14 protein-coding genes, 1 tRNA gene and 1 pseudogene are annotated in these 12133 nt (G+C 61.6%); 11 read left to right on the forward strand and 5 right to left on the reverse strand.

Annotated elements, in window-relative coordinates; genetic code table 11:
- Nucleotides 1–7: 7 nt before the first annotated feature.
- Nucleotides 8–1639 (reverse strand): DUF255 domain-containing protein, encoded by a 1632-nt coding sequence (locus NDO75_RS27080; RefSeq protein ID WP_310909649.1) that lies wholly within the window; start codon nt 1637–1639, stop codon nt 8–10.
- A gap of 141 nt (nt 1640–1780) precedes the next feature.
- On the opposite strand from NDO75_RS27080, the gene NDO75_RS27085 reads away from it, so the two are divergent.
- The 4 genes from NDO75_RS27085 to NDO75_RS27100 all read left to right on the forward strand — a co-directional run bounded on the left by NDO75_RS27085 (nt 1781) and on the right by NDO75_RS27100 (nt 3985).
- Nucleotides 1781–2371 (forward strand): FxsA family protein, encoded by a 591-nt coding sequence (locus NDO75_RS27085; RefSeq protein WP_310909650.1) that lies wholly within the window; start codon nt 1781–1783, stop codon nt 2369–2371.
- Nucleotides 2372–2438: 67 nt separating this feature from the next.
- Nucleotides 2439–2512 (forward strand) — tRNA-Ile (locus tag NDO75_RS27090).
- 485 nt (nt 2513–2997) lie between these two features.
- Nucleotides 2998–3222 carry a hypothetical protein gene (locus tag NDO75_RS27095; RefSeq protein ID WP_310909651.1) on the forward strand — a complete coding sequence of 75 codons (225 nt, stop codon included), beginning with the start codon at nt 2998–3000 and terminating at the stop codon, nt 3220–3222.
- A gap of 502 nt (nt 3223–3724) precedes the next feature.
- On the forward strand, nt 3725–3985 hold the full coding sequence (locus NDO75_RS27100; protein ID WP_310909652.1) for a HalOD1 output domain-containing protein: 261 nt from the start codon (nt 3725–3727) through the stop codon (nt 3983–3985).
- A 73-nt stretch (nt 3986–4058) separates the two neighbouring features.
- On the opposite strand, the gene NDO75_RS27105 is transcribed toward NDO75_RS27100, so the two are convergent.
- A complete protein-coding gene (locus NDO75_RS27105; RefSeq protein ID WP_310909653.1) occupies nt 4059–4418 on the reverse strand; it encodes a hypothetical protein in 360 nt (119 codons plus the stop codon).
- A 340-nt stretch (nt 4419–4758) separates the two neighbouring features.
- Here NDO75_RS27105 and NDO75_RS27110 point away from each other — a divergent pair, with 340 nt between their 5' ends.
- The 3 genes from NDO75_RS27110 to NDO75_RS27120 all read left to right on the forward strand — a co-directional run bounded on the left by NDO75_RS27110 (nt 4759) and on the right by NDO75_RS27120 (nt 7389).
- Complete coding sequence (locus NDO75_RS27110) at nt 4759–5406, forward strand: helix-turn-helix domain-containing protein (protein ID WP_310909654.1); 648 nt, start codon at nt 4759–4761, stop codon at nt 5404–5406.
- Between the two features lie 414 nt (nt 5407–5820).
- Nucleotides 5821–6219: a hypothetical protein gene (locus NDO75_RS27115; protein WP_310909655.1), complete on the forward strand. Its 399-nt coding sequence runs from the start codon at nt 5821–5823 to the stop codon at nt 6217–6219.
- 36 nt (nt 6220–6255) lie between these two features.
- The gene (locus NDO75_RS27120) at nt 6256–7389 is read left to right on the forward strand and encodes a hypothetical protein (RefSeq protein ID WP_310909656.1); all 1134 of its coding nucleotides are present in this window, start codon (nt 6256–6258) and stop codon (nt 7387–7389) included.
- Nucleotides 7390–7436: 47 nt separating this feature from the next.
- Here NDO75_RS27120 and NDO75_RS27125 read toward each other — a convergent pair whose 3' ends face one another.
- The 3 genes from NDO75_RS27125 to NDO75_RS27135 all read right to left on the reverse strand — a co-directional run bounded on the left by NDO75_RS27125 (nt 7437) and on the right by NDO75_RS27135 (nt 8893).
- On the reverse strand, nt 7437–7583 hold the full coding sequence (locus tag NDO75_RS27125) for a hypothetical protein (protein WP_310909657.1): 147 nt from the start codon (nt 7581–7583) through the stop codon (nt 7437–7439).
- Nucleotides 7584–7754: 171 nt separating this feature from the next.
- Nucleotides 7755–8336, reverse strand: coding sequence for an isoprenylcysteine carboxylmethyltransferase family protein (locus NDO75_RS27130; protein WP_310909658.1), 582 nt, complete (start codon nt 8334–8336; stop codon nt 7755–7757).
- Between the two features lie 14 nt (nt 8337–8350).
- On the reverse strand, nt 8351–8893 hold the full coding sequence (locus NDO75_RS27135) for an ester cyclase (RefSeq protein WP_310909659.1): 543 nt from the start codon (nt 8891–8893) through the stop codon (nt 8351–8353).
- A gap of 239 nt (nt 8894–9132) precedes the next feature.
- Here NDO75_RS27135 and NDO75_RS27875 point away from each other — a divergent pair.
- The 4 genes and pseudogenes from NDO75_RS27875 to NDO75_RS27150 all read left to right on the forward strand — a co-directional run.
- Nucleotides 9133–9222 (forward strand): annotated as a pseudogene (locus NDO75_RS27875) (SRPBCC family protein); the annotation flags it as partial.
- A 197-nt stretch (nt 9223–9419) separates the two neighbouring features.
- On the forward strand, nt 9420–9626 hold the full coding sequence (locus tag NDO75_RS27140) for a hypothetical protein (protein ID WP_310909660.1): 207 nt from the start codon (nt 9420–9422) through the stop codon (nt 9624–9626).
- 320 nt (nt 9627–9946) lie between these two features.
- A complete protein-coding gene (locus NDO75_RS27145) occupies nt 9947–11344 on the forward strand; it encodes an FAD-binding oxidoreductase (protein ID WP_310909661.1) in 1398 nt (465 codons plus the stop codon).
- 25 nt (nt 11345–11369) lie between these two features.
- Nucleotides 11370–12131 (forward strand): hypothetical protein, encoded by a 762-nt coding sequence (locus NDO75_RS27150; RefSeq protein ID WP_310909662.1) that lies wholly within the window; start codon nt 11370–11372, stop codon nt 12129–12131.
- The last annotated feature ends 2 nt before the right edge of the window (nt 12132–12133 follow it).

Here is a 12133-nt window from a genome sequence, read left to right on the forward strand (position 1 = left end):
CCGAACGTCAGTCGAGAACGGCCTGGACGCGCTCGCTCAACTCGTCTGGAGTTTCGGCACGGTTTGACATGCGGGTGCCTCGCTCGACCCGCGCCGTGCCCGCCTCGAGGTCGTTCGCGTCGGGAACGACGACCTTCTCGTGATCGGCCATTCGAAGCGCGGCGCGGTGGAGGTCCGAGCCCGGTTCAGCGGCGAGCCGGATCACCAGCGGTCCCTCGAGCAGTCGAGAAACCGCCGTCGCGTAGCGGGCGATCTGGACGCCGAAGCGGTCGCTCGCACCGGCGAAGGCCTCGAGCGTCTCGCGTGCGTAGTCGCGATAGCGGTCGTCGCCGGTCAGGACGGCGAACTCGAGCAGCGCGTCGGCGAGCGTGACGTTCGAGTCCAGCGGCCGTAACGGCCGGTCGCAGAGTCCGACGCCCGCGGCGGGACCGTCGAGGAACGAGTCCTCGTCGTGGAGCCGATCGATCGTCGCGTCCGCGACCGCCGTCGCGTCCGTGAGAACGTCCGTCTCGAGCGTGCTCGCGGCCGTCGTCAGCGCGGCCAGCACGCGCGCCTGATTCGCGAGGAGGGGTGTATCGTCGTCGACATCCTCGAGCCCGTGGACAACGACGCCGCCGGCGAGCAGGTCCGCGCGGAGGGTCTCGAGTGCGCGTTCGGCGTACCTACGCGCGCGGTCGTCGTCGGTGTAGGCGTAGTAGGTCAGCAGGCCCTCGATCGCCAGCGCGTTCGGCCCGGCGAAGACGCCGTCGTCGACCGGCGGCTCGTCGGCGGTCGCCCGGTCGGTGGCGTCGAGGCTGTGGGCGTCGTCCTCGCCGGGGGCCTGACTGTTCGCGAAGGCGTCGAACTCGTCGTTCCACAGCGTCGTCGTCAGGTACTCGACGGTGCGCTCGGCGGGTTCGCGATACTCGTCCTTGCCGGTCAGCAGGTAGGCGTTCGCGAACGCGCGCACGAGCGCGCCGTTCGAATCGAGGAGCTTCTCGCGCTGGAGGCCCGACCAGTCGCGCTCGGTCGCGAAGCGGTAGAAGCCGCCGTCGTACTCGTCTAACAGGTTCGCACCGACCGCGTCGTAGGAGCGCAGCGCCATCTCTCTGTCGCGCTTTAACGCGAACTCGAGGGCGTCGGGCAGCGGGAACTTCGGGCTCTCTCCCCAGCCGCCGGCGACCTCGTCGTAGGTGTCGGTGAGGTGGCCGAGCATCCCCTGTTCGATCTCGGCCGTCAGCTCGCCGGCCGGCGGGTTGTCCTCTCGGAGGGGACGTGGAGTCCGTGCCGCGCCGCTGCCTTTGGTCTGCCACATGGTCCGGACGCTGTCGAGAACCTGGCGCATCCCGTCGGGGCCGAGATAGCCCGCGCCGGTCAGGACCTCGCCGTTCGGCGCGAGAAAGACCGTCGACGGGAAACCGCCCATGTTGTACCGATCGCGGACGCGCGGGTGGCGGTCCACGTCGACCCGCACGGGCACGAAACTGTCGTTGACGTTGGCCGCGATGCGGGGTTCAGCGTAGGTCTCGGCGTCCATCTCGTGGCAGTGATCGCACCACGTCGCGGTCAGCGAGAGCAAGACGGGGACGTCCTCGGCCGACGCCTCGTCGAAGGCGTCCTGCCCCCACTCGCGCCACTCGACGCGGGTCGTCTCGTTCATATCGGAGCGACGGGAGTCGCCGGCGTAAGCCCTTCGTTCGGCCGCGGGTTCAGCCGGGCCGGCCTCGAGTCACGGGCGGCCGCAATTCCGGCACTGGAACGAGAGTAAAGGATTTTCACCCTTCGGGCGCTAGATCAGGATATGCTCCGGTGGATCCTCGCGCTGTTGGTCATCCCGTTTCTCGATGCCGTACTGCTCGCGGTCATCGTCACCCAGTTCGGGTTCCTCAGCTGGGTCGGGATGGTGCTGCTCGTCGTCCTGACGGGACTGGTCGGCATGCTCCTCGTTCGGGCCGAAGGGCGGCGGACGATCGGCAAGATGCAACGCTCGATGGCCCAGGGCAAGCCGCCGACCAACGAACTGCTCGACGGGGGGCTGCTGATCGCCGCCGGAGCGTTCCTGCTGACCCCGGGGCTGGTGACCGACGTCATCGGGTTCCTGCTGGCGATTCCGGTGACGCGGATACCGATCCGAGCCGCCCTCAAGCGCTTCGTGATCGTCCCCTACGCGGACAAGAAAACGGGCGGGTTCGCCAGCGGCAACGTCTGGACGTTCGGCTTCCCCGATCAGGGTGGAGCCGGCGGAGCCACGGACTCGAGCGACGGCGGCACGTACGATCTCGGCGACGACGCGTACAGCGTCGACGACGAGGACTCGTACACGATCGACTTCGGCGACGATCGGACCGACGACGCGAACGACGATGGGGACGACGATCCCCTCGCCCAGTAGCGGTTCGCACGGCTCCAAGAGAAAGAAACGCTTAAACGTTCCACCGAGCAACTACCGAGTGCGAAGCGGGCCAATAGCTCAATTAGGTTGAGCGCCACTCTGATAAGGTGGAGGCTCTCGGTTCAAATCCGAGTTGGCCCACTCAGCTTCTGAACGGTTCTTAGACGTCCGGTAGCGCCGGTTTTAGCGTTCGACAGTTCCGTTCACGGCATTCGAGGAAATCGGTGCCCCCTCGATTTCGCCGCTTAGTTGATTCACTTCTGAACGCGGGTCGCCTCCGTCTCGGGATTCCGATTAGCCCATACAGTTGTCGGGATGACAAACATAGGGTGAACTAGTTGGTTATCTTATATTTGAGATAACGGAGCTCGTGCTACAGCCTCGAGCGCGTCGACCTCGTCAAGAATCTCGATGATATGTTCGTCAGTGTCTCGGAACGCGTCGATGAACGTGCTGGTCGTCGTCCCATCTCTCGAGAGGTGATTGCCGATCCCTGAGTCATGGGCGAGTCCGTGGAGCACCTCGGTTTTCGACGAGCCGGACATACAGTTCCAGTAGGCCCGGCGCACCCCGAACGATTCCGCTCGAAGCGAGCGAACCATTTCGGGACGGCCGTCGAGAAACGGATGGCCGAGAAGCGTCGGTTCGAACTCGAGCGGGCCAGCTGGCACGATGCGAGATTCGGGAACGGAACGCCGGTCGAGATCAAGAATACGATGCACGAGCACGCGGACGGCCAGCCCGGAAACTGGAAGGCCTATCGAGAGTACCACGAGAAACTCCGGTGGCACGGCGGCGGTGATCATCGAGGAACTCAACAGGCGAAAATCTCGATCGATGCTATATTTTGACAGAATGGGGTGTATGGCCTTCGGATGGGAAGTGGGGAAGAGGAGCCAGAGGCTGTTTGTTGTTTCTGGATATTTCTATTAATTATTTCAGGTGATACCATACATCCAATAATGTTATGCCGACATGATCCGAAGGGCGAGGTGGCGAGGAGCGGATTCCGTTGACTACCGACGGAATCTATCCGACTTCGAGACAGACGGACCCTCGCCACCCTGGGATCGTTCCAACGTGAAGCCAATAGCCACATTGTCTCACTCGGTCCCAGACTCATCCGGTCAACAGATCACCTTCGGATGGGGGCTCAGACGCCGGCCCCAGCCGGCGTTTCTCGAGAAGACAGACGAGAAGTGACTGCTGTCGAGTATGATCTTCGACCGTAATATCGCATTTCCTGACCATCAGAAAGTTTTGTGAAAACTGTTCATGGCCAGTTGTCTGACGCACGTCATTAGAAGAACGTCCGGTTTTATATACAAACTCCTGGCAGCGGTGCGTGTGAACATGAGTGAATCACTCAGTCTGAAAATCGTCGAGGAAATCGCCAAGCGCGAAGGGGTCCATCCGGAAGAGCTCAGCCCACCGATTCACTACTCGATCGACACGGACGCGTTGGACTCGCTTTATCAATCAAGCGACGGTGAGCGGAGTCCGTCCAAAGTCGAATTCGTCTACAAGGGCTATACGGTAACCGTCGAGAGTACAGGCGATGTAAATCTCGAAAAACAGGCGGCAGCCTTGGATCTCGATAAAGCGTCAGTGTAACCTCGATGGGCCTGTTAAAACCATCAGGTGTTGACACGGACCGGGTGCTGAATACAGAGGCTGTATTCAGAACTCAGGCTGAGAGGACAGCCAGGAGTGCAGCACCGAACGCGACGAGGGCGGCAGCGAGCAGGAGGCCCCCGTACTCGACGCTCCCAGCAGCCGCGAGTCCGGCGAAAGTGACCGGGCCGGCGGCTCGCCCGGAGAAGATCGTACTGTTGCGCAGGCTAAACGCCCCGGCGCGGTACTCCGCTACGACGCGGTTGCTCACGGCGGCGTCGACCGTCGGAAGCAACAGGCCGATCCCCGCTCCAACGATTACAAGGCCGCCGGCGACCGCGAGCGAATCGGGCACGAACCACGTGGCGAGAAACCCGATCCCGTAGCAGGCGAATCCGAGGGCGATGAGCCGGCCGTTCGAGATAGACGGCATCGTGCTGCTCGGACTGGTGATTTTCGAGGAACTCGTCGCCGATCGAACGACCTGAGCCGTGTCGAAGAGTGTCGCCGGGGGACGGTCGACGACCTCCTCTCCTCTATGCCGTTGCTCGGCCCGTTCTCCATTCGACGTCGCAGTCTCGTCAAGCCGATCCCGTGTGCCGCGCCTGGCCTGCCTGTGGTCGCCCGCGACGTCGAACCCGCCCGTCCTTACTGAGCAAGTGATCCGAAGAGGCCACCGATTTTTATTTTTAGTCCTCGTAGTGTGGCGACATACCGCAAGAAATAGACAATGACGAAAAGTCAAACCCGCTCCCCGATCCCGAAGAGTACCGATGACCGTCATCGCTGACATCACTGTCCCTGCAGACGCCTTCGAGTTAGGCCGCGTCCTGCAGGACTTTCCGAACGTCGAGGTCGAACTCGAACGGATCGTGCCACTCCAGGAGAGCATCATTCCACTGTTCTGGATCTCCGGCACCGATACCGTAGAGATCGAAGCGGCATTGACCGAGAACCAACATACGACAAGCGTCACACAACTCACCACGGCCAACGACGAGACCCTGTTCGAAGTCCGCTGGACGGACCAGATCAACGGGATCGTCGAGGCACTCATCGATACACGGGCCAAGATCCTCGAAGCGAGCGGTGAGGCCGAAACGTGGGACTTTCGATTGCGGTTCGAAACCCGCGAACAGCTCTCCGACCTCAATATGTCGCTCACTGACGCGGGCATTCCAGTTACACTGCGACACATATACAATCCGTCCGTACCGGAGGACGCATCGACGCTCTCGGAGGAGCAACGTGAGGCGCTCCTGCAGGCATACCGACGCGGATTTTTCGAGATACCCAGAGGGGTCACACTCGCCGAGTTGGCAGAAGAGATGGGAATCAGTGACAGCGCGCTTTCTCAGCGTATGCGGCGTGGCCTCGCAGTCGCCGTCGAACAGGTCGTCGTCTCCGAAGCTCTCTCCTGATGACAAACCCCAATAGCTCTGGACCAAGAAGCTCGAAGAGGGGTTGAGTGTCCTGTTCCTGTCGTTCAGAGAGTCTACCGTTTGAATCCGGCGGCCGATGGGGCGTGTTTGGATACACCGGGGACCCCGGTGAGTGGTGTGAGAGAAGCTACAGAGGCGGGGATGCGATATCGAAGGCTCTCGACGAACGGACGGTATCCTGTGGTTCGGTTTTCACGGTCGGTGCCCACGGTTCCATCGACAGGACTGAAGGCAACCCAGATCTCCCTCGCCGACTACAGGACAGTGAAGAATGTTCTCAATGAACAACTACGATACCGCGAGCGTAGCGAGGCCGAACGCACTCGTTCCACAGCGACCCGACTGTGCACAGCACAGAGCGCTCGTCCGCGCGCGATACGGAGGGGAGCAGTGATGAGTCACGAACCGAGGGGCCGGCACGCGTCGCTGTCGGAGTTCGAACCTGGACTCCAGTTAGACGAGGCGATCTGGCGAGAGGCAGAATGGGGAGAGATGCGCGTCGGATTCGAAACCTATCTCCAGGATTTCGACGACGCACCGCTTCTGAAGGGACTCCCGAACGACCGGTGTCAGTGTCCCCACTGGGGCTATCTCCTGTCGGGGCGAATGATCGTCCGGTACGAGGACCGGGAGGAAGCCGTCAAGGCGGGCGACGTCTACTACATGGCCCCCGATCACACGATAGCTGTCGATGCGGGCACGGTTCTCATCGAGTTCAGCCCGAAGGAGAAATTCCAGGAGACGGTGGCGGTCGGCGAACAGAATCTGGCGGAACTGGAAGACTCTCCGTAGTACACCCATGGAAACCACAACGGAGGGCGGAGAGACGTGACGGCCGTAACGAAAGCGTCGCCGTACGACGCGATAGCGGATCTGCCCCTCGAGATCGAAGAGTACGACGTGGAATTCCGGAAGCGGGCCTGTGCCGGTGACTTCGCCCGGATGAGGACCGTACTTGGATTGCAAGCGGTAGAGCCAGACAAACCCGGGTACACTCGGCCCTGTACCCGGTTTTCCAACCACGGGGACGGAGCGACCGGTGTCGGCGAAGACGTCACCTACGAGATCGAGGACCACCAGGCACTCGACGACAGTCCGATCGACCTCCCGCCGACCGGGTCCTACACCGTCGATTCCTTCTCCGAGGCACTCGACGGGATCGACCTCTTCCCCGGGGTGGACCCGGGCCGGGAGGCCTCACGGTCCTACAGGCGGTGGGGTATCGAGAGCGCCGCGCTCGACCTCGCGCTCAAACAGGCGGACACGGACCTCGCGACAGTGCTCGATCGGGAGTACGATCCCGTCAGGTTTCTCGTGAGCACGCGTCTCGGGGAGCCACCGACCCTGGAGCGGGTCGAACAGTGGCTCGAATTCACCCCGGAGACGGAGTTCAAACTCGACGCGACCTCCGCGTGGACGCCGGAAATCATCGACGAACTCGTCGCGACAGACTCCGTCCGGATAGTCGACCTGAAGGGGCACTACAAAAACACCGACGTCGATCAGTCGGCGGACGTCATGCTCTACCGTCGCATCATCGAAGCGTTTCCCGACGCACTCGTCGAGGATCCACGGCTAACAGACGACACCCTGCCGCTGTTCGAGGGGCACGAACACCGAATCACCTGGGACGCGCCCGTCACGGACGTCGCGAGCATCGAGGCGTTGCCGTTCACGCCGGAGTGGCTCAACGTGAAACCGTCGCGCTTCGGCAGTATCGAGAACCTCTTCGAGACGATCGAATACTGTCTCGACCAGGGGATCGGGATGTACGGTGGCGGGCAGACGGAGTTGAGCGTGGGCCGCCAGCACCTCCACGCGCTCGCGTCGCTGTTCTACCCTGCCGCCCCCAACGACACTGCACCCTGTGCGTACAACGACCCGGATCCGGTTTCCGGCCTCCCGAACAGTCCCCTGTCGCCACCGTCGAACCCGCGAGGGCTCGAGTGGATTCCGAACTGAAATTCTGAGATTGTTTAAATTACGGTTGGATTCGGTCCAATCGCGTCTCAGGCGGCCATCGCGCTGGGCGCGTCCGCAGTCTCCGGGTTACCGTCCGAGCCGACGATCTCCCCGGTCTGCAGGTGGGTGTCGAGTCCCGCGAGGATGTCTTCTGCCAGGTCACGGAACTGGCGCTTCATCATCACCTTGATCATCAGCCACCCTACTGGGCCGTACTTCGGCGCGAACGAATGGTAAACGTGACCTCGGTGCTGTTCTCGTCGAACGGTGGGTGCAGTACGACACGTTCGGCCTCATGCAGCAACTCGGGGCCGTCGACCCGCCCAGAAAATAGATACCGAAATAACCCCGCCGAACACATCGCATCAGAGGTACCGACGAACGTCATTCTTGTACTCGCGGTAGCCGTCGCCGAACGCCTTCTCCAACGAGCGTCCTTCGCGCCTCACGGTGATGTGAGTCGCGACCAGGACGACGGGAAGCAAGATGAACAGCCAGGCCGTATTGACGACGAATGCAATCCCCACGTACAGTGCCGTCCAGGCGATATACAGCGGGTTTCGGCTGAACGCGAACGGCCCTGTAGTCACCAGTTCGGACGGACTTTCGACATCTCTGTTCCCAACCGCCCCGACCGCCCACGCTCCAAGGAGGATACCGGCACCGATCAACGGCCAACCTGCAATCCATAGGAACTGCGGGTTCGTGGTGACTTGCCGAGGCACGAACGCGTGGAGAGACGCTCCCACAACTAGTCCTGCTACGTGAGCCTCGGGAACCGGGACGTTTCTCCATCGCCACGTGTCTGCTCTATTCCTCATCTTGTCACGACGGTTCCCGGAAGTCCAGTAGATCTCCTTTATTCGAATACGTATCCGTGCAGCTAACCACCCTTGAAACGGCCCTCCTCTGGGGATACTGGCTGGTGGATAGTGACGTGGCAGCATCCGCTAGCGTCCCACTAGGAGAGAGCGGCCGCGCTCCATTCCCGACCGAACGAGTGCCCGGCTGACGGTGATGGGGTGGGACAACGCGTCAACAGCTGGCCCCTGATCCCGTCGGGTTCGTGGAACACGCCAACCTGTCGGAAGACCGTGGCGCGGTCGTAGTAGATCCGTTCGCTCGCCAGTTTCCCGGCGTCGTCGAACGAGTAGACGGCACACAGAGGGAACGAGACGTGGCGACCAGTCGGCGGGAGTCCGTGGTAGTACCCCTTGTGCGTGCCGCTGATGACGACCTCGAGAACGATCTCGTCGTCGGTGACGTGTCGGTTCTGTACGTCGATCTGGAAGTCCGGTAGCGCGGTCAACAGCGACTCGTAGTACTCGCGGACCCCACCGATCCCGTCGTACATGGCCCCCCAAGATTCGTCCTCGTAGCGTGGGGCCTCCCCGAACGTCTCGAGAACTCCCTCGAGGTCGTGGTCGTTCTCCATTCGAACGTGTTCTTCGACGAGTCGAACACGATTCGCAACTTCCCGGCTGGTTTCAGAACTGGCGGCCATTTTTTCTCGTGCTCTGTAGGCGACGTGAACGTATATCTCGTTCTACCGGAATTGCGATTAAATTCGAAGATGAGACGGACAATCTTAGGGTGTTACAACGAATCCAGCTTTCGATACCAAAAGATGACGGGGACATCGCCGGCACAGCCGGGTTCGATGTCACCTCTCGTCTCCTGACAGCCTGGAGTCGAAACTGAAGGCAAAGATCGTGTCCCATCTGATCCTCTCATAGAGAAGCCATGAATGAAATCACTACCGAGGTCGAAATCGATGCGTCACCTGCTGCCGTCTGGGAGGTACTGACCGACTTCGAGAGCTATTCAGAGTGGAATCCAAGCCTGGAGATCGATGGGGAGACAGACGAGGGGAGACAGACGAGGGGAGTCAGCTTGGAGTCACGTTCACGTATCCGAACCAGCGCCCGACCACGGTGCATCCAACGGTCCTCGTCGCAGACGAACCCACCGAATTCCGGTGGCGAGGTCGATTGTTCGTCCCTGGACTCTACGACGGGGAACATCGATTCGTGCTATCCCCACTCGACGACGGAACCCGTACGAAGTTCGTACAGGCGGAAACGTTCCGAGGGGTGCTGGTCGGCTTCATCAACCGTCGAATCGGGAGCGACGTGGAGGAGGGGTTCGTCCAGATGAACGGGGCCCTGAAACGTCGCGTCGAGAATACCGACGATGGGGCGTCCAGGGAAGACGTGCAGGAGACGAAACCGGAGTGACCCTCCTCATTCCGAGCTCTGTCAAATAGTATCTGGGATACAAACGGCTCGATCGCGGGAGTACAGGGGGCCGAAGTAGGCCACCGGGCGTTTCTACCCGTCCTTTCGCCCTGCGGACGCACTCGTAGGACCCGTGCAACAGCACTTCGATACCGAAGGGAAACGGGCGAGATTCCGACACGCCCGGGTTCGATATCCCGTCTCGCCCCCCGACCGCCCGGGGTCAAAACCGAAGGCAAAGACTGTGTCCCGTCCGTGCGTCTCTCAGCCGAGTGATCGAATTGGTACCAGACCACGTACTCGACCGAACGTAGACTCCAATGTCATTAAAAAAGAAACCGATAGCGGACAGAGAGATCGACGAATTCGCGGGAACACTCCGGGGGAAGCTCCTCCAGCCGGACGACGAGGGCTACGACGAGGCGCGAACGATCTGGAACGCGATGATCGACAAACGCCCGGCACTGATCGCCCAGTGTGCTGGCGCGTCTGACGTCATCAGCGCAGTAACCTTCGCAAAGGAGCAGGACCTCCCTGTCTCGGTGAAAGGGGGCGGGCACAACATCGCCGGCAGAGCCGTCGAGGACGACGCGCTCATGATCGACCTCTCGCCGATGAAATCGGTGTGCGTCGACCCGGACGCGAAAACTGCCCGCGTCGAACCGGGCGTCGTACTCAAGGAACTCGACCGCGAAACCCAGGCGTTCGGGCTCGCCACGCCAGTCGGCTACAACTCGACGACCGGCATCGCCGGGCTGGCGCTCGGCGGTGGCTGGGGGTGGCTCTCGCGGAAGTACGGGCTGACCGCCGACAATCTCCTGTCGGCCGACGTCGTCACCGCAGATGGCGAACTCGTCCACGCGAGCGAGGACGAGAACGAGGACCTCTTCTGGGGGATTCGCGGCGGCGGCGGCAACTTCGGCATCGTCACCTCTTTCAAATTCCAGTTGCACGAGGTCGGCCCCGAAGTACTGGCGGGACTGGTCCTCCACCCATTCGAGGACACTGAAGCGGTGCTCTCGGCGTTCCGTGACTTCACCCAGGAAGCACCCGACGAAGTGACTGTCTGGAGTGCCATCATCCACGCGCCACCGCTCCCAGTTGTGCCCGAGGAGTGGCACGGGGAGAAAGTCACTATCTTCGCCACGTGCTACGCCGGCGCCATCGATGACGGCGAGGCGGCGCTGCAGCCACTGCGCGACATCGGCGACCCTATCGTCGATCTCATCGGACCACAGCCGTACGCCGACTGGCAACAGACGTTCGACGGTTCGGCCGAACCGGGTGCACGGAACTACTGGAAGTCCCACAACTTCGCCGAACTCACCGATGGAATGATCGACAACTACATCGAGTTCGGGGAGAAGCTCCCCACTGACGCCACGGAGATGGGGCTCATCCACATCGGCGGCGCAGTGAACGACGTTCCCGTCGACGCGACGGCCTACCCCCACCGCGACACCGAGTACATCATGAACCTGCACACGCGGTGGGAGGACCCCAAGCAGGACGAGGAGTGTATCGGGTGGGCACGCGACATGCACGAGGCGATGGCTTTCTACGCGACCGGCGGAGTCTACGTCAACTTCGTGCCCGAGGAGAGCGGGCAACAGCAAGCCGCCTACCGCGAGAACTACGACCGGATGGTCGAGGTCAAAAACGAGTGGGACCCCGAGAACCTGTTCCGCCTGAATCACAACGTCGAACCGACAAAATAGGCACATAATGAATCTATCGAATCGGGTGAGTGAAATCGAGACCCGGATTGGCAGCTCCCCGTGGGCCGATCACGAGTACGTCCGTGGCTACTCGGTCATGGTGGCACCGTTCTCCTCGGGCGACCTGCTTGGGCTCCGAGTCTGGTCACAGAGCGACTTCGGCCCGTATGTGTCCGTCTGGCACCGATCACCCGACGGCGATTGGTCGATATACAGCGATGGTCCGTCTTTGGAGACCACGTGCTCGCGGTACTGGAATCCGGCACTTCAGCAGGCGAGCCTTACCAACATTGACGTCACGTGGACCGGGTCGAACGAGTTACGCGTCGAGATGGAAGAGCCACAGTTCGTGTGGACGATGACGATCTCCGCCCCGCTGTTTCTCATGGCCCTGAACGCGGTGAGTTCGAAGCTCCCGCTCTGGTCGTGGAAACCCGGTCTCTTGCGGTGGGGCCGGGAGTGGATGGCCAAGCGCTTGCTCGGCATGGGTGATATCGACTTCTCGTTCACCATGCCGAGCGGTCAGGACACCATCATTATGCCAGAAGAAGTGTTCTTCATCGACGATTCGGACGCCGAACTGGACGGTCGCTCTCTCGGTGACCCGGTTCGGCTGAAAACGAACCCGACCATCGGTGGCGTTCCGCTGCCGACTCGGCCGACCTTCGTACTCGGCCAGGCACACATGGAAACGACGGACCCCGAGGAATACAGGCGAACACGCGAGCAAGCTCAGCAGTCGGGAGCTTCCTCCTCGACGCCGACAATCGAATCAGCCACTGAATAACT

It is taken from the genome of Natrinema sp. 1APR25-10V2 (genome assembly GCF_031626495.1).
Lineage (GTDB): Archaea > Halobacteriota > Halobacteria > Halobacteriales > Natrialbaceae > Natrinema.